General features: G+C 50.8%; 16 protein-coding genes and 1 tRNA gene. 13 read left to right on the top strand and 4 right to left on the bottom strand.

Going from position 1 to position 16,577, the window contains the following annotated elements; translation table 11 throughout:
• Positions 1 to 92 precede the first annotated feature (92 nt).
• The 8 genes from J3350_RS09625 (at position 93) to J3350_RS09590 (ending at position 6,309) form a co-directional block, all read left to right on the top strand.
• A complete protein-coding gene (locus J3350_RS09625; RefSeq protein ID WP_097783680.1) occupies positions 93 to 287 on the top strand; it encodes a helix-turn-helix domain-containing protein in 195 nt (64 codons plus the stop codon).
• Positions 274 to 945 (top strand): response regulator transcription factor, encoded by a 672-nt coding sequence (locus J3350_RS09620; protein WP_207686460.1) that lies wholly within the window; start codon positions 274 to 276, stop codon positions 943 to 945. The genes J3350_RS09625 and J3350_RS09620 overlap by 14 nt, the downstream gene beginning before the upstream one ends.
• Positions 942 to 1,955, top strand: a complete 1,014-nt coding sequence (locus J3350_RS09615) for a HAMP domain-containing sensor histidine kinase (RefSeq protein ID WP_207686459.1) — start codon at positions 942 to 944, stop codon at positions 1,953 to 1,955. Before J3350_RS09620 ends, J3350_RS09615 begins: the two co-directional genes overlap by 4 nt.
• Before the next feature lie 110 nt (positions 1,956 to 2,065).
• Positions 2,066 to 2,833, top strand: coding sequence for an ABC transporter ATP-binding protein (locus tag J3350_RS09610; protein WP_207686458.1), 768 nt, complete (start codon positions 2,066 to 2,068; stop codon positions 2,831 to 2,833).
• On the top strand, positions 2,823 to 5,033 hold the full coding sequence (locus J3350_RS09605) for an ABC transporter permease (RefSeq protein ID WP_207686457.1): 2,211 nt from the start codon (positions 2,823 to 2,825) through the stop codon (positions 5,031 to 5,033). Before J3350_RS09610 ends, J3350_RS09605 begins: the two co-directional genes overlap by 11 nt.
• Positions 5,034 to 5,244: 211 nt before the next feature.
• On the top strand, positions 5,245 to 5,418 hold the full coding sequence (locus tag J3350_RS09600) for a hypothetical protein (protein ID WP_165852874.1): 174 nt from the start codon (positions 5,245 to 5,247) through the stop codon (positions 5,416 to 5,418).
• A gap of 104 nt (positions 5,419 to 5,522) precedes the next feature.
• Complete coding sequence (locus J3350_RS09595; protein ID WP_015564163.1) at positions 5,523 to 5,948, top strand: response regulator transcription factor; 426 nt, start codon at positions 5,523 to 5,525, stop codon at positions 5,946 to 5,948.
• 139 nt (positions 5,949 to 6,087) lie between these two features.
• Entirely contained in the window at positions 6,088 to 6,309 is a 222-nt protein-coding gene (locus J3350_RS09590; RefSeq protein ID WP_015564162.1) for a hypothetical protein, read from the top strand.
• 122 nt (positions 6,310 to 6,431) lie between these two features.
• Here J3350_RS09590 and J3350_RS09585 read toward each other — a convergent pair whose 3' ends face one another.
• The gene (locus J3350_RS09585) at positions 6,432 to 6,938 is read right to left on the bottom strand and encodes a helix-turn-helix domain-containing protein (RefSeq protein ID WP_370569308.1); all 507 of its coding nucleotides are present in this window, start codon (positions 6,936 to 6,938) and stop codon (positions 6,432 to 6,434) included.
• Between the two features lie 741 nt (positions 6,939 to 7,679).
• On the opposite strand from J3350_RS09585, the gene J3350_RS09580 reads away from it, so the two are divergent.
• The 5 genes from J3350_RS09580 to J3350_RS09560 all read left to right on the top strand — a co-directional run bounded on the left by J3350_RS09580 (position 7,680) and on the right by J3350_RS09560 (position 11,044).
• Positions 7,680 to 8,171 (top strand): sigma factor-like helix-turn-helix DNA-binding protein, encoded by a 492-nt coding sequence (locus J3350_RS09580; RefSeq protein WP_097783768.1) that lies wholly within the window; start codon positions 7,680 to 7,682, stop codon positions 8,169 to 8,171.
• 358 nt (positions 8,172 to 8,529) lie between these two features.
• Complete coding sequence (locus J3350_RS09575) at positions 8,530 to 8,757, top strand: hypothetical protein (protein ID WP_207686456.1); 228 nt, start codon at positions 8,530 to 8,532, stop codon at positions 8,755 to 8,757.
• Positions 8,754 to 9,530 (top strand): type II toxin-antitoxin system PemK/MazF family toxin, encoded by a 777-nt coding sequence (locus J3350_RS09570; RefSeq protein WP_242700229.1) that lies wholly within the window; start codon positions 8,754 to 8,756, stop codon positions 9,528 to 9,530. The genes J3350_RS09575 and J3350_RS09570 overlap by 4 nt, the downstream gene beginning before the upstream one ends.
• Positions 9,531 to 9,670: 140 nt before the next feature.
• Positions 9,671 to 9,871 carry a helix-turn-helix domain-containing protein gene (locus J3350_RS09565; protein WP_005927005.1) on the top strand — a complete coding sequence of 67 codons (201 nt, stop codon included), beginning with the start codon at positions 9,671 to 9,673 and terminating at the stop codon, positions 9,869 to 9,871.
• A gap of 75 nt (positions 9,872 to 9,946) precedes the next feature.
• Positions 9,947 to 11,044 carry a site-specific integrase gene (locus tag J3350_RS09560; RefSeq protein ID WP_242700228.1) on the top strand — a complete coding sequence of 366 codons (1,098 nt, stop codon included), beginning with the start codon at positions 9,947 to 9,949 and terminating at the stop codon, positions 11,042 to 11,044.
• 134 nt (positions 11,045 to 11,178) lie between these two features.
• On the opposite strand, the gene J3350_RS09555 is transcribed toward J3350_RS09560, so the two are convergent.
• The 3 genes from J3350_RS09555 to uvrB all read right to left on the bottom strand — a co-directional run bounded on the left by J3350_RS09555 (position 11,179) and on the right by uvrB (position 16,324).
• A tRNA-Pro gene (locus J3350_RS09555) sits at positions 11,179 to 11,256 on the bottom strand.
• A gap of 90 nt (positions 11,257 to 11,346) precedes the next feature.
• Positions 11,347 to 14,280 carry an excinuclease ABC subunit UvrA gene (gene uvrA / locus J3350_RS09550; RefSeq protein ID WP_242700227.1) on the bottom strand — a complete coding sequence of 978 codons (2,934 nt, stop codon included), beginning with the start codon at positions 14,278 to 14,280 and terminating at the stop codon, positions 11,347 to 11,349.
• Positions 14,267 to 16,324: an excinuclease ABC subunit UvrB gene (uvrB, locus tag J3350_RS09545; protein WP_118552535.1), complete on the bottom strand. Its 2,058-nt coding sequence runs from the start codon at positions 16,322 to 16,324 to the stop codon at positions 14,267 to 14,269. Before uvrB ends, uvrA begins: the two co-directional genes overlap by 14 nt.
• Positions 16,325 to 16,577 lie beyond the last annotated feature (253 nt).

Raw genomic sequence — 16,577 nt, 5'->3', positions numbered from 1 at the left:
GAGAATGCAGTAAGATTAAACTTTATAATTCATATTATGTTTCTTGCATTATTCGAGATGAGGAACTATAATGTACTCTGTGGAGGTGCGAAATGGACTATATGACATTGAAAGAGGCCGCCGAGAAGTGGGGCGTGACACCTCGTAGAGTAAATTACTATTGCACCGCCGACCGTATTCCCGGCGCTGTGAAAATGGCCGGTGTCTGGTTGGTACCAAAGGATGCAGACAAACCGATTGACGGAAGAACAAAGCAAGGGAAGGCACTAAAACATGAAACCATATAAAATACTGATTATTGAGGACGATCCTGTCATACAAGGTGAAATGGAAACCCTTTTGCGAGGCAATGGATATACTGCTGTTTCAGTAAAGGATTTTTCAAATGTCACCGACACTTTCAAAGCAGAAGAACCTCACCTCATATTACTGGATATTAAATTGCCCAATGAGAGCGGCTTTTCTATCTGCTCTAAAATCCGCAGCATTTCTAATGTTCCGATTATTTTTGTGACAAGCTGCAATACCGATATGGACGAGCTGAACAGCATCATGCTTGGCGGTGATGCCTTTATCACAAAACCATACAATACAGCAATTTTACTTGCCAAAATTGCCGCCCTCTTGCGGCGTGTGTACGCTTCTGAACAATCCGAGATATTGACATGGAATGATGCAACGCTACACCTGGAAAGCAGCATGATTGAATATAAAGGTCAGAAAGCAGAATTGACAAAAAACGAATTGAAAATTCTTTACTATCTCTTTAAGAGTGCCGGTAAAATTTGTTCCAGAAATGATATGGTGGATTTTCTTTGGGATAATCAACTCTACATTGATGACAATGCCCTCAGTGTCAATATCACTCGCATTCGGAATAAATTGGATTACATTGGCCTGCACGACTTCATTAAAACAAAACACAGGCAGGGATATACACTATGAGCGGCAAACAATATCTGAAAAATCAACTGCCCGTGCTCCTGCTGAACCTTTTGGGGGTATTGGCACTTGCACTATTTTTGATCGCCACCGGGACCTCCCGCCAAGCCATTTCCTTTATCGCTTTGGTCTGGATTGTGGTTGTAGTTTGCTATCTGACGGTCTCTTTTTTCATACAAAAAAGACATTGTGAAACGCTGTTGGTAATGGCCGAGCAGTTGGGGGAAAAATATCTGATGCCCGAAGTGATGGCCATGCCGGAAAGAGGCGATGAACAGGTCTTTTATCAGATTTTGAAAATGGCCGAAAAGTCTATGCTGGAAAAGATCGGCGAAATCCAGAGCGAACGGCAAGAATACAAGGAATATATAGAGCAATGGATCCATGAGGTCAAAACTCCGATTACCGCCATGAAGCTGATCTGTGAAAATAATCGTTCAGATTTTACCAGAGAGCTACTGGTAGAGGTTGAAAATATAAACCACTTTACAGAACAAGCCCTTTACTATGCCCGAAGTGAGCACACGGAAAAAGATTATACCGTCCGTGAGATACGGATTAGAGATGTGGTCCATGATGCAATCGCAGACAGTAAATACCTACTACGCAAAAACCATGTGACGGTTGAGGTGGAGGATGATGGAAAAATCGCCTATATGGATGATAAGTGGGTACGATTCATTCTGAATCAAATTATCAGCAATGCAGTAAAGTATCGGACGGAGCAACCATCGTTGCGCTTTTCTACGGCGCAGAAACATAATCAGGTGATTTTATCTGTAGAAGATAATGGAATTGGAATCCCACAGAGCGATTTGCCCCGCGTTTTCGAGAAGGGATTTACCGGACAGAATGGCCGAACCGTTCATAGTTCCACCGGGATTGGCCTGTACCTTTGTAAACGGCTCTGCGATAAACTGGGGATTGGATTGTCAGTCTGTTCCCAGGGCAACGGGACAAGCGTTTCTCTTATCTTCCCAATCAACGACTTTGTCGCTGGAGTGCAGGGCTGACACGCTCTGCACTTCTTTCATTTTTGTAAGAAGTGTGTAAGAAAACTTGATACAAACAACTCTGCGTATCCGCTACAATAGAGGCATGGATGATTCATGGAGGTAAGACAATGGAACCCATTTTAAAATTAGAACATATCCAGAAATACTATGGCAATGAGGGAAATATCACAAAAGCAATCCGAGATATTAGCTTTTCGGTAGAAGCTGGTGAGTTTCTGGGCATTATGGGCGCTTCCGGCTCTGGAAAGACGACTTTGCTCAACTGTATTTCCACGATTGACACCGTGAGCGCAGGACACATCTATTTGGGAGGAACGGATGTTACGGAGATAAAGCCCAAGGCCATTGCCCGGTTTCGCAGGGAGAATCTTGGCTTTGTGTTTCAAGACTTTAATCTGCTGGATACCCTGACGATTTCTGAAAATATTGCATTGGCTCTTTCCATCAATAAAACACCCGCCAGAGATGTGGAGCCGCGTATCCAAGACATTGCCCAAAAGCTCAATATCACGGATATTTTGAACAAGTATCCCTATCAGGTTTCCGGTGGCCAGAAGCAGCGTTGTGCGTGTGCCAGGGCAATTATCAACAATCCCAAACTGCTTTTGGCAGATGAACCAACCGGTGCGTTGGATAGTCATTCGGCGCAAATGCTTCTGTCTACGATCCAGAGCATCAACGAACAACTTAGTGCGACGATTCTTATGGTGACGCATGATGCCTTTACCGCCAGTTACGCCAGCAGAATTCTTTTTCTGCAAGACGGAGTCATTTTTACCGAACTGCGCAAAGGCAACGACAGCAGGAGTGCCTTCTTTGAGAAAATCCTCAATGTCCTTACCATGATTGGAGGAGGACAAAGTCATGTATGCTAAACTTGTTTTCCGCAATGCAAAGCGCTCCGTCAAAGACTATTTGATTTATATCGTGACCATGACGATTTGTGTCACCTTGTTTTATTCCTTTCTGTCTATTTCCAGCCGCTACTACCAACCCGATATTGGAAGCGAGTACAATTTCACAATCTTGAGTGATGGCATGAAGGCCGCGATCTGCGTCATTACTCTGTTCTTACTTTTCTTGATTCGTTTTGTCAATCACTATATGCTGCGGCGTAAACAAAAAGAGTTTGCGGTCCAGTCCATTATGGGAATGGAACAAAAGACCGTCGGCAGACTTTTCTTTGCAGAAACTTTTATGATGGGAATCCTCTCGATTGCCATTGGAATTTTTCTCGGTGTGTTCTGCTCCCAGTTTATCACGGCCATGCTGTTGACTACCTATGGAAAAAGCTATGAATTGTCGTGGACACTATTTCCGGATACAGTCTTGCTGACCATCGGCTTCTTTATTTTCAGCTTCTTAATTGTTGGGATATTCAATACCCGCACCATTCGGAAAACCAAAATCATTGATATGTTGGCAGCGGAGAAAGAAAATGATCCTGAGCTAAAAAAGAGCCGCTGGATTGCCGCTGTGGTTCTGCTGTTTGAAGGATTCACAGTGTGGATGCTTCTCACTGGCGTGCAAAAAATAGTATTCTACTATGATGGCCGTTTTGCTATCCCTGCCAAACTCATGTTCTGGGGAAACATTCTATTTCCGGCCATTACATTACTTTGGTCTGGATTCTGGCTGATTAGAAAGAGAAAAACCGGCGTTTCTACCCTGCTTCCGGGACTGCTGGTATGCACAGTTCTGAACACGGTTATGGCCGCCAGTGTGCCGGCTTTGACCAGTCGATACTATCTGGCTTTGGGGGCCGGGGCAATCAATCAATACTTGTTATTTCTCCTGATTGATCTTCTTTTCTTCATTTGTTGTATCATTTATCTTAGCAGCAGCTTTATTGTTGCATGGAAAGCAAAGGCCCCGGAACACAGGTACAAGGGCGAAAATCTGTTCTTTTTTGGGCAGATTACATCCAAACTGAATACTACCAGCAAGACTATGACGCTGATCTGTGTAACCTTAGTGCTTGCAATTTTTATGTTTATTGCAGCCCCCATTCTGGTGGGATGGGCTTCCGGCTATCTTGATATACGTTCTATGTACGATGTGCAGATTTCCTCTCGTTATAACGATGTATACGACGAAGAAAACCTGCCCGATGACAATTACGAACTTGTAACGGATTTTCTATCAGAACATGGGATTGAAACTGACTATGATTGCACCTTTTCTCTTTATCTGCCGAGCAAGGACGATTTTCATAACCGGATGAAATACGACTTTCCTGTTGTGGCAATTTCTTTAAGTGATTACAACACCATTCGCAAAATGCTGGGATATGAGCCGATCACTTTATCAGAGGACGAGTTCACAACACAGTGGCAATCTATTGCAACGAACGAAGAACGGGATAGCTTTTTGAAAGAGCATAGCAGCATTCTGACAGACGCAGGGGAACTTACACTTTCTGAACATTCTTTTTACGAGGAAGCAATAGGAGAAACGGCCTATAACTCTTATACGGATGTACTCTATGTATTTCCAGATAGTATCTGCGAAAACTTACTCTCGGTGATTCGGAACCGTTATATCATGACGACGGAAAGCATTTCCTATGAAAATGCCCGCACCTTAGAACAGGCTTTTTCAGCCGAGTATCCAGAAATAACCGATACCGACGTCAGTTATGCCATTCGCTTGAGTACCCTACAAGTCAATACCACAAAAGCAAGTAATTTTGTTTTACAGGCGTCTATGCTCTATGCAGCTGTTGTGCTGATGGTAATTTGTCTTACGGTGCTATCTTTGCAGCAACTTTTGGATGCAAGCCAATATAAATATCGCTTCTCGGTACTTCGCAAATTGGGTGTGGAGGATACTCACATAGGTAAACTGGTATTGAAACAATTAGGCATCTGGTTTGGACTGCCAATCGTTGTCGCCATCATCGTGTCCACAATGGTCATAATTTATTTTATTCAAACGATCTCCGCAGAAATCTCTGCCTATATTGGTTTCGGCGCATTGATGTCACAAATCGGTACGACGGTAAGCATTCTTGCTTTGCTATTGATTTGCTACTTCATCAGCACATGGTTATTGTTCAAGAAAAGTATTAAATAAGAAGTATCTGCCGAGCGACGGCAAAAGAAAAAAAGCCGTCGTATGGCGGAAAACAATATTCCCTACAAGGTGCGGGCGGCACTGCTTCTGGTGCCGCTGAATACACCAATGCCTACCGGAGCAGTGACTCAATCCTTGTGGTACATTGCAGTTCGTTCCGGGGACGTCCACCGGGTGCAGCACTATCTTCGCACAGAAAGGGATACCTAAGATGGAGCAGTTATCGGCACGTCTGCTGTTAACGGCTGGCATCCTGCTGCTGATCGCAGGGGGGATTTTCGCCATTCTCCAAGGATGGCTCTATACCGGCCTTCTCTGGGCGGGTGCGTTTGGATGCCTGATGGCAGCTCTGAACTTTCGGGATTCCAAAAACGATGGCGGCTAAAGCACACGGCATCGTAGTGCACGGTCAATGCGGAAATGCGAGCTACACCCGATTTTCCATATCGAGTGATATAGATTTGGCTTTGGGGGAGGATTGTCTATTGTATGCAAAAAATTGAAGTTGTTGTTCGCATCACGAAGGATCACTGCCCACCGCAAGAGCAGACGATTTTCGAGTGGATTGAAACGAACCGTGCTGCGCCAGACACTTTGAATTATCCCGGTTTGGAAATAAACTTGGAACACCGTCGTGTTTTCAAAAACGGACAGGAAGTGTACATGAGCCGTTACGAATATGGCGTTTTAAGTTTAATGGCACGGCATCCGGGGCAATTGTTTACAAAAGAGCAGATATTTGAAGCCGTGTGGCATCAGGATAGTGAAAGCTGCCTGACTGCTGTCACCAATACAATTGGACGCATCCGGCAAAAAATCGAGGATGATAGAGCTGTACCTGTCTATATTCGAACGATTTCCAACCTCGGCTACCAATTTATGCCGAACATTTCAGTGAAAAAAGATTCCTTATAACGATAAAAGCCATACTCAATGGGTAACTTAGACCTTGAGTATGGCTTTTATCGTTAGCTGGATAGATAAAAATTGACATCCTTGCAATCGGAAATAATCTTTTCTAAAATATAGAAAAAAGATTTTAGGAGGCGGTAAGATGCAATCTTTCGAAGATGTTCTGAGAGAGTTTGAAGATTTTTTGCAAACGGCATCCTATTTAGAGGTTCTCCCATGTCGATGGGGGTATGTACGGCTTTTTAATGAGGGTGCTCCTATCAACTTCTACGCAGTCTTATGCCGTACCCCACAAGAACTATATGATACGCTAGAAAATGATCTTGCCATTGAAAAAGAGGTTCAAAATCCACAACGAGACTGATTACGAGAAAATTATTGTGTAATTTGTTTGCTTTTCACGTGATTTTATTGAATGACCTGTTAGAATATTGCGTATTCAGACAAAAGAACGCCAGAGAGAAGCGTAACGTCCACTCTGGCAGCTTAGTTGTTTTTGTTCTGTTCTGAAAGTTCTGTCAAATGGATTGCGAGTGACCTTGTGGCATCCAACAGCGTTTTTTGCATTTCTGGCGGACAAGCAAAATAAATCGATTCTAACTCTCGACATTCGCGCTCTGCTTCTGATAAGTTCGGGTTGATAACCGAATCCAAGGAAAGTGGCAGAACATGGAGAATTGAACTTAAAATGTCAAAAGAAGGATTCTGTTTTCCATTTTCAATATTGGCGATATACTTCACCGAAACATTACTTTTCAGTGCCAGTTGCTCTTGTGTCATTTTCATCGCTTTTCGGACAGCCTTTATCTGCTTTCCTAAAGCAATCGCATCCGCATTCGGCATCATCATCACCTCAATAGTATTGTATCGTCCTTGCGGAAAGAACGGTATAACATCATCATTCCAGTGATTTTGTCCTATCATGCCGATTTTTACATTTCCCGGTCGAGTTATAAAAAAACGGTAACTCGTCCGGGCGATTCCTTGCGCCACAAGATCACAGTTACCGTCTATGGAGGGTACTGTGATTTTTTATTGGGGTAACGCATCAAAAAAAGCCTGTCTGCTGCCGTAGACCAGACCGCTCCGAAACAGGCACAATCGTTCCATTCTGCCACCCACAATCGTGCCGATATGCTGTACTGCGCCAGCTTCCCTCAATGGGAGGCTGGCGTTTTTGCGCTTTTGGAACAAATGTGCCGCAGTCCGCCGTTTCTCCCATAATACCGCAGCAAACTTTATATTTGGGAGGGAAAGTCATGCTCGATCATAAGAAGGAAGCAATTACAGAACTCTGGCAGTTTTGCCCCAAGTGCAATATAAAGCTCTATCGAATGACCGCCGACTGCACTGGATTCATCCACATAAAATGCTGGCGTTGCCGGGAAATGTTATGGCTCAACCTTTCCATTCGAGCCAAGTAAGCATTGGTTTCATAAGAATCGGGTGCAAAGCACTCTGAATATGGACTGTTCGCACCGAGCAACGGGCCGTCACCTCCGGGTGATGTATGAAACGTAGCACCAAATAGCCGGGCAGCAGCTTGACTGAAAGATCTTCAATCTTTCGGTCGGCTGTTGTCCGGCTATTTTTTATAGCTTCAGATGGCCTGCTCCCGAAAAGGAGCAGGTTTTATGTTTACCCTCTTTTCATGGCTGCCCCAGATGGCGAAATATCCGTAGTGTTTCCAAATTTTCGACATTTCACGTTTTATCGAAAATTTGGAGGTTACACATGGGCTTTAATTATGGTTTGGAAAAGAAGAACTTTGACCGTCAGTGGGCTATCATGCGCAAGCAGTATGAGGACGCTGGCATGAGCATTGAAGTGATTCAGGCAATGTATGAGTATGACTGGTCTGTTTTCAATGCTACGCGTTCTTACCAGAACCACACACAGGAAATCGCTGCCCCGTCCTTTGAGCAGGGCGAAGAAGCCTACTCGCCCCTTATGAACAAGTATCAGGAAGCCATTTCTATTACCGAACACTACCGTGAAACCAAGAGCCGCTTCACATGGATCGGCGAGATTGAGGACGAGCGGCTGCTGTCTGCGCTTGAAAATTTGTCGGATGCAGACCTCAATCTCGTCACCATGTACGCCTATGAGGGCTACACCGTCACTGAAATTTCTAAAGTTTTAGGCGTCGCGCAGCCTACTATTAGCATCAAAATCAAGCGAATTACTAAATTTTTGAAAAACTTCAATTTCAATGCTATGGATTGACCCTTCTCGATGCCTACCAAGTGAGAGGGCAATTCACCAGACGGCACAAGCCGCAGAGTGAAACGTCCGAACAGCCGTTCCTTGAAAACTGAATAGTTCCTTCATCTGGTACTCCGATAATGATACTTCCGTAATTCGCGGCCCGGTCACAAAGCAGACGGGGTGGCTGAAATGCCAATGAAGCGGTACAAGTCCGCTGCCAGATGTTTATGCCCCACTCGCAGGGAGCCGAGGGCGAATATGCGAGACCTTAACTTATTAAATCAGGCGTGGCCGAATGCTGTTTTCGGTCTTCGTCCACGTCTGTTCTTTTTACTTATTCCATATATCCACATTTTCGTCCTACATAGGAGGTTTTATGAACGAAAACGACCGTACCACCTTAGCGCAAGCGATCTACGAGGAAATGGAACTGACCCCGGAGATGATCCGGTCCATCCGCACGCTCTGCGGTGTCTGCCTTTGTAGTTTTGTAGAATCCAAGGCGTTCAAAATCGCCATTGTTCCCAGCGCAGACCGGAGCATGGACACTTGCACAGTCTGCCAGACCCGGCGCGGTCATGACTACGTTGTGATGAACCGTTGAACAAACACACCGCACACTGCCAAGGAGGTGCAGCGGGCGGTGTACATATTGCAAAAGGAGGGCAGCTATTGATTCAAAACTGGAAATTCCAACGTGGAGACATTTTCTTCACCCGTTTCGACAACGCCATCGGTTCAGAGCAAAGCGGGAATCGTCCGGCAGTCGTTCTCCAGAACGATGTGGGGAATTTTTACTCGCCCACGCTGATCGTGGCCACATTGACAAGCAAGGCTGCAAAAAAATATACCCAGCCGACCCACTGCCTGCTGGTGAACGATTTTCTATCCGTTCCGTCCATCGTTCAGGCAGAGCAGATTTTTACCGTTGACAAGAGCAGGGTTCTGAAATATCTCGGACACCTCACCCCGGAAGAAATGAGCCGGGTGGATGATGCTGTCCGTGCCAGCCTTGCCCTGAACCCGATGGGGAGCATTCAGCGGCTTCCACCCATCATCCGCTCTACGGCGGCTTACGCACCGCCTGAGGTGGTTGACGGCAAGCCGCCCATCTATCCTTACACGCCCATCAAATCGTCCTTTGAGGACGCCGGGAGCGTTGAGGACATGATGCTGTACACCGAACTGGAAGCTGCGGTACACGCAATGATCCAGCGGCTGGAATATAGCTTCACGTTCAACCCCAGCCTGCTCACCATCCCAAAGCGTAAGCAGCAGGTTGCTGAAATTCTGAAAGAAGCCGAAACGTACATCTGGAGGATCAAGGAAGAAATGAAATGTAGCACGGCAAGTGCAGAAAAGACGCACTTCCGATGAAATTCTGACATTCACAGGCATTCCTCCCATATACACAAGGGGCATCCGCAAACCGCAGATGCCCCTTGTTACATATCAAAGTGCAATATATAGTGTTCCTGTATTCATTCAGCACAACATATAGAGAAAAGAGGTATTCTATGCGCTCTCAGTTCACTTCGTATGAGCAGCTTCCCATCACCCTGACAGCCGACCACGTCGCTGCTGCGCTGGGCATCTCCCGCGCCAACGCTTACATCCTGCTCCGTTCGGACGGCTTTCCCACGCTCCACATCGGTAAGCGGATGGTCGTACCCAAAGACCGTTTTCTTCAGTGGATCACGGACAGCGTAAATGGCTGATCTGACATCCTTGATTCAAGAGGTTTCTTTTTCTATACTATTCCCGAAACGACTTGACATCAGGAAGGAGGCAATATGCCAAGCAAACGTTCACACGGCGAGGGTACGCTTCGCCACCGCAGCGATGGTCGCTGGGAATTACGTATGATGGACGGCTACCAGAAAGATGGTTCGCCGCGCTTCAAGACCTTCTATGGCAAGACCCAGAAGGAGGTCAAGCTCAAACTGAAAGAGTATCAAGATGCGCTTATCAGCGGTGTCCAGCTGGACACGATTCTGTACTTTGAGGATTGGGCTGATACATGGTTCGAGGGTCACAAGGATAATATCGCTCCCACGACACAGGAAAGCTACAAATACTGCCTGAAAATGCTCAAAGAGGGATTTTATCATCGCCCCCTGACCGTCATACGCCCCATCGACATTGAAAACTTCCTGAAAGGGATGCGGCGCGATGGCCGCTCGGATTCTTACATCAGCAAGGCACGAGGGATGCTCTACCAGATCTTTCAAAAGGCAGAAGCTAATGACCTTGTGCGCCGTAACCCGGTCCGGCTTGCTGAAAAGATGCGGGCATCCGGCACCGCAAAACGCAAGGAAGCCTTCACCACAGAGGAAGTTACCCACTTAATGAAGGTTCTCCCCGATGACCGCATGGGTTTGAGCATCCGGCTTTTGCTCGGCACTGGAATGAGAATGCAGGAACTTCTGGCTTTGGAGCCGCAGTTTATTGAAGAAGATGGCTCTGTCATTCACATCCGGCAGGCAGTAAAGGTCGTAAAAGGTACAGTCAGCATCGGCAGTCCGAAATCCAAAGACAGTATCCGGGATATTCCGGTGCCGCTGAATGTCCGCCCGTGCGCCATCAAGCTGCGGGACACCACCGACCAGTTCATCTGGGAAAGCCCCAAGACCGGCTTGCCCTGCAATCCCACCCATTTCCGGGATGTATTCCGCAAATCTCTGGAAGAAGCGGGCGATGTCCGCTTGCTCACGCCGCATAGCTGCCGCCACACCTATGTGTCGCAGATGCAGGCATTGGGTGTGGATATCCAGACCATCCAGAGCATCGTAGGCCACGCCGATACCGAGATGACTGAGCATTATCTCCATGTTCAGGAATCCATTCGGCAGAGTGCGATCCAGTTGTTCAGCGAGGCATTTTCGGCCTGAAAATTGGACGGAACGGCACTAATTAGACCAGATAAAATCTTTGGCATTGTGGTCAAAATTGTGGTCAAAACCAAATGAGGGCAGCCTATAAACAAAAAAATCCAACGATTTCTAACGTGAAATCGTTGGATTTATGGTCCGAGTGGCGAGAATCGAACTCACGGCCTCTTGAACCCCATTCAAGCGCGCTACCAAAACTGCGCTACACCCGGATATCGACCGCCGCTTCCCTACCGAAGCGTGGCGACAGGAGATATTATACGCGAATCACGGGTGTTTGTCAACAGTTTTTTGAAGATTTTTTAGATTTTTGTAAAATCCTCTGGAGTGCGTTCTTTCTTTTTTGATTTTTTTGCGGCAGGCGCGTTCTGTGCTGCCTCGGCCTCCTGCTGGCGCAGCAGCTTATCCTTTTCCAGCAGCGGCTTGAGATATTGGCCCGTGAAGCTGCCCTCTGCTTCGGCCACCTGCTCCGGGGTGCCCTCTGCGATGACCAGGCCGCCTGCGCTGCCGCCTTCGGGGCCGAGGTCGATGATGTGGTCTGCGCATTTGATGAGGTCGAGGTTGTGCTCGATGACGATGACGGTGTTGCCCGCATCCACCAGTTTCTGCAGCACCTCAATGAGGCGGTGGACATCGGCGATGTGCAGACCGGTGGTCGGCTCGTCGAGGATATACACCGTCTTGCCGGTGCCGCGGCGGGCCAGCTCATTGGCCAGCTTGACCCGCTGCGCCTCGCCGCCCGAAAGGGTGGTGGCGCTCTGCCCCAGGGTCACGTACCCCAGGCCCACGTCCAGCAGCGTCTGCAGCTTGCGGGCGATCTTGGGCTGGTTGGCAAAGAAGACCACTGCCTCCTCCACTGTCATGTTCAGCACGTCGGAGATGGTCTTTTCCTTGTACTTCACCTCCAGCGTTTCGCGGTTGTAGCGGGCGCCCTTGCACACCTCACAAGGAACGTAGACGTCCGGCAAAAAGTGCATCTCGATCTGCAGGATGCCGTTGCCCTCGCAGGCCTCGCAGCGGCCGCCCTTGACGTTGAAGCTGAACCGTCCGGGGCCGTAGCCGCGCATCTTGGCGTCCTGCGTCTCGGCGAAAACGGCGCGGATGTCGTTGAACACGCCGGTATAAGTGGCCGGGTTGGAGCGCGGGGTGCGGCCAATGGGCTGCTGGTCGATGCCGATGACCTTATCGACAAATTCCAGTCCCTCAACCCCATCGCACTTGCCTGCGCGGGCGCGGGCACCGTTCAGCTCGCTGGCCAGCGTCTTGTACAGGATCTCGTTGATGAGGCTCGACTTGCCCGAACCGGAAATGCCCGTGACACAGATGAACTCGCCCAGCGGGAAACGGACGTCGATGTTGCGCAGGTTGTTCTCGCGGGCCCCCTTCACGATCAGGCAGCTGCCATTCCCTGCGCGGCGGATCTCCGGCACCGGGATGCGCTTGCGGCCGGACAGATAGTCGCCGGTGATGCTTCGCTTGGCCTTGCAGATGTCCTTCACCGTGCCGGCTGCCACGATCTCGCCGCCGTGGACGCCAGCACCGGGGCCGACATCCACGATATAATCGGCGCTGCGCATGGTATCCTCGTCGTGTTCGACCACGATGACCGTATTGCCCAGGTCGCGCAGATTCTTCAGGGTCGCAATGAGCTTGTCGTTGTCGCGCTGGTGCAGGCCGATGCTGGGCTCGTCCAGAACATACAGCACACCGGACAGCGCACTGCCGATCTGGGTGGTCAGGCGGATGCGCTGGCTCTCGCCGCCGGACAGTGTGCCTGCCGAGCGGGCCAGCGTCAGGTAATCCAGACCCACACTCTGCAAAAATTGCAGGCGGTTCTTGATCTCCTTCATGATCTGCCCGCCGATCTGTTTCTGCTTTTCGGTCAGATTCGGCTCATTCTCCGCGATGAAGCGCAGTTCATCCCGGATGGACATCTCGCAGAATTCGCTGATGTTCTTGTCCCCGATGGTCACGGCCAGCACCACCGGCTTCAGGCGGCGGCCATGGCAGTCCGGGCACTCGACGCCGGACATGAAGCTGCCGATCTCTTCCTTCATCCACTCGCTGTTCGTCTCGCGGAAGCGGCGCTCCAGATTTTCGACGATGCCCTCAAAGGTGTTGTAGTAGACGCCGCTGCCGAACTCGTTGGTGCGGTGCATCTCGATCTTTTCGCCGTTGGTGCCGTACAAAAGGGCGTTGACGGCCTCCGTGCTCATCTCCTTGATGGGCGTATCCAGCGTGAAACCGTACTTTTTGCCCAGGCCAAGATAGTACATCTCGCTGACGGAGCCTTCGGCGTAATACCATCCGCTGGCCTTGATGGCTCCCTGCCGGATGGACAGGCTCCGGTTGGGCAGGATGCGCTCCTCATCCACCCGCATGAACGTGCCCAGGCCGGTACACTTTTCGCAGGCACCCAGCGGGTTGTTGAAGGAGAACAGCCGGGGCGACAGGTCGCTGATGGAGATGCCGTGTTCCGGGCAGGCAAAGTTCTGGCTGAAGGTCATGCACTCGCCGCCGATGACATCCACTTCCGCGATGCCGCCGGTCAGAGCCAGAGCCGTTTCCAGCGAGTCAGCCAGGCGGCCCCGGATGCCCTTGCGCATGGCGAGGCGGTCCACGACGATCTCCACCGTGTGCTTGATGTTCTTTTCCAGCGTGATCTCCTCGTCGAGGTCATAGAGATCCCCGTCGATGCGGACACGGGAGTAGCCGCCCCGGCGGGCTGCATCCAGCTCCTTCTGCTGGGTGCCCTTGCGCTGGCGGACGACCGGAGCCAGCACCTGAAACTTCGTGCCTTCGTCCAGTTTCAGGACAGCATCCACCATTTCATCCACAGTCTGCTGGCTGATGACCCGGCCGCAGACCGGGCAGTGAGGCACACCCACGCGGGCATATAAAAGGCGCAGATAATCGTAGATCTCGGTCACGGTGCCCACGGTGGAACGCGGGTTGTGGCTCGTGGTCTTCTGGTCGATGGAAATGGCCGGCGACAGGCCGGTGATCTCGTCCACATCGGGCTTGTCCATCCGGCCCAGGAACATCCGGGCGTAGCTGGACAGGCTCTCGACGTAGCGGCGCTGGCCGTCGGCATAAATGGTATCGAAGGCAAGGCTCGACTTGCCCGAACCGGACAAACCGGTCATGACGATGAGTTTTTCGCGCGGGAGGGTCAAATTGACATTTTTCAGGTTGTGCTCCCGTGCGCCTTTGATGACGATCTTATCGTTTGCCAAGGTACTTTCTCCCTCTTCTCTGTGTCTGTGCATGGTTCTGTTTGCGCTCGGTCTCGGCGGCCGAGTCCACGGTAGGGTTCTCACCCCGGCGCAGGCGGTCGATCTGGTCGCGCAGGAAAGCCGCGTGCTCAAATTCCAGCAGCTTGGCGGCTTCCTTCATCTCGCGGGTCAGCCGGTCGATGGCGGCTTCCCGCTCCAGCTTGCCCATCCGCCGGGTGTTCATCTTCGCGTTCTCGGCCTTGTCGCTGATCTCGATGGAATCCGGGATGGCTTTGACGATGGTCCGGGGCACGATGCCGTGGGCCTCGTTGTATGCCATCTGGATGGCGCGGCGGCGTTCGGTCTCGGTGATGGCGCGCTCCATGCTGTCCGTCACCTCATCCGCATACATGATGACCAGACCCTCCGCGTTGCGGGCGGCGCGGCCAATGGTCTGAATCAGGCTCGTCTCACTGCGGAGGAAGCCTTCCTTGTCGGCATCCAGGATGGCAACGAGGCTGACTTCCGGCAGGTCCAGACCCTCGCGCAGCAGGTTGATGCCCACCACCACATCAATGGAGCCGAGGCGGAGGTCCTTGATGATCTCCATCCGCTCGAAGGTGTCCACCTCGTGGTGCATATACTTGACCTTGACGCCCTGTTCGGTCAAAAAATCGGTCAGGTCTTCGGCCATTTTCTTGGTCAGGGTCGTGACGAGGACCCGTTCATTTTTCGCCGTGCGGGCGTTGATCTCGCCCAGCAGGTCGGTCACCTGGCCCTCGACCGGGCGCACCGAGATGAGCGGGTCCAGCAGGCCGGTGGGCCGGATGACCTGCTGCGCGATCTGTGTGCTGTTCTTCCGCTCATACTCGCCGGGCGTAGCCGACACGAACACGATCTGGTTCAGCTTCGACTCCACCTCTTCGAATTTGAGCGGGCGGTTGTCGAACGCCGAGGGCAGGCGGAAGCCATACTCCACCAGCGTTTTTTTGCGGGCAAAATCGCCGCCGTACATGGCGCGGACCTGGGGCAGGGTGACATGGCTCTCGTCCACGAAGAGCAGAAAATCCTCCGGGAAATAATCCAGCAGGGTGGTCGGCATACTGCCCGGCGCACGGCCCGACAGCACCGCCGAATAGTTCTCGATGCCCTTGCACATGCCGACCTCGGTCAACATCTCGATGTCGTAATTCGTCCGCTGCTGGATGCGCTGGGCCTCGATGAGCTTGCCCTCGGAAGTAAACTGTTTGACCTGCGCGTCGCACTCGGCGCGGATCTTTTCCAGTGCCTTCGCCTTTTTTTCAGCACTGACGATATAGTGGCTGGCCGGAAAGATGGCCACATGCTTGACCACATTCTGCTTGGCCCCGGTGACAGGGTTGAACTCAACGATGCGGTCGATCTCGTCCCCAAAAAACTCCACCCGGATGGCCAGATCGCTCATATAGGCCAGGTAGATGTCCACCGTGTCGCCGTGGACACGGAACTTGTTGCGGATAAAATTGATGTCGTTGCGCTCATATTGCAGGTCCACCAGCCGCTTGCACAGCACATCGCGCTCCATCTCCATGCCGGGGCGCAGGCTGATGACCATGCTGCGGTAGTCGATGGGGTCGCCCAGCGAGTAGATGCAGGACACCGACGCCACGATGATAACATCCCGCCGCTCCGACAGCGCCGCCGTGGCCGAGTGGCGCAGGCGGTCGATCTCATCGTTGATGGCGCTGTCCTTTTCAATATAGGTATCCGTGCTGGGGATATAGGCTTCGGGCTGGTAGTAATCGTAGTAGGACACGAAATACTCCACCGCATTGTCCGGGAAAAACGACCGGAACTCGGTGCAGAGCTGCGCCGCCAGCGTTTTATTGTGGGCCAGCACCAGCGTGGGGCGGTTGCACTGGGCGATCACGTTCGCCATGGTGAAGGTCTTGCCGCTGCCGGTCACACCCAGCAGGGTCTGGCAGCGGTCGCCGCGCTCCACACCCTCCACAAGCTGCTGGATGGCCTGCGGCTGGTCGCCCGTCGGGGCATAGTCCGAGACCAGATGGAAGGTTTCATCTGCCATGCCGCTCTCTCCTTTCGATTGTCATGGAACCACAAATAGTTGTGCTTTTTGTGTTCAGTATAGCACAACTATTTTATAAAGTAAACAAGAAGTTTTTTGGACAGAGCAGGACATCGGGCAGTCTCCCCGCAAGTGAGACGGGGATTCCATACCCCGCCCTATTGCCTGCGGCAACAGGGTCCCACCCGTCGGACACTTGCTTGGGAGACCGCCCGACATCCTGCCAGCTGACTCTGCCGCACGATGGGAGTTT

The organism is Faecalibacterium sp. Marseille-Q3530, from assembly GCF_017377625.1.
GTDB lineage: Bacteria > Bacillota > Clostridia > Oscillospirales > Ruminococcaceae > Faecalibacterium > Faecalibacterium prausnitzii_E.
The sequence above is the reverse complement of the archived record's forward strand: the minus strand, read 5'-3'. Positions and strand labels throughout refer to the sequence as shown.

Coding starts and splice junctions, on each gene's coding strand:
- J3350_RS09610 (WP_207686458.1), top strand. CDS start 2,066: ATGGAACCCATTTTAAAATTAGAACATATCCAGAAATACTATGGCAAT.
- J3350_RS09625 (WP_097783680.1), top strand. CDS start 93: ATGGACTATATGACATTGAAAGAGGCCGCCGAGAAGTGGGGCGTGACA.
- J3350_RS09595 (WP_015564163.1), top strand. CDS start 5,523: ATGCAAAAAATTGAAGTTGTTGTTCGCATCACGAAGGATCACTGCCCA.
- J3350_RS09575 (WP_207686456.1), top strand. CDS start 8,530: ATGAACGAAAACGACCGTACCACCTTAGCGCAAGCGATCTACGAGGAA.
- J3350_RS09605 (WP_207686457.1), top strand. CDS start 2,823: ATGTATGCTAAACTTGTTTTCCGCAATGCAAAGCGCTCCGTCAAAGAC.
- J3350_RS09560 (WP_242700228.1), top strand. CDS start 9,947: ATGCCAAGCAAACGTTCACACGGCGAGGGTACGCTTCGCCACCGCAGC.
- J3350_RS09615 (WP_207686459.1), top strand. CDS start 942: ATGAGCGGCAAACAATATCTGAAAAATCAACTGCCCGTGCTCCTGCTG.
- J3350_RS09580 (WP_097783768.1), top strand. CDS start 7,680: ATGGGCTTTAATTATGGTTTGGAAAAGAAGAACTTTGACCGTCAGTGG.
- J3350_RS09620 (WP_207686460.1), top strand. CDS start 274: ATGAAACCATATAAAATACTGATTATTGAGGACGATCCTGTCATACAA.
- J3350_RS09600 (WP_165852874.1), top strand. CDS start 5,245: ATGGAGCAGTTATCGGCACGTCTGCTGTTAACGGCTGGCATCCTGCTG.
- uvrB (WP_118552535.1), bottom strand. CDS start 16,324: ATGGCAGATGAAACCTTCCATCTGGTCTCGGACTATGCCCCGACGGGC.
- J3350_RS09590 (WP_015564162.1), top strand. CDS start 6,088: ATGCAATCTTTCGAAGATGTTCTGAGAGAGTTTGAAGATTTTTTGCAA.
- J3350_RS09565 (WP_005927005.1), top strand. CDS start 9,671: ATGCGCTCTCAGTTCACTTCGTATGAGCAGCTTCCCATCACCCTGACA.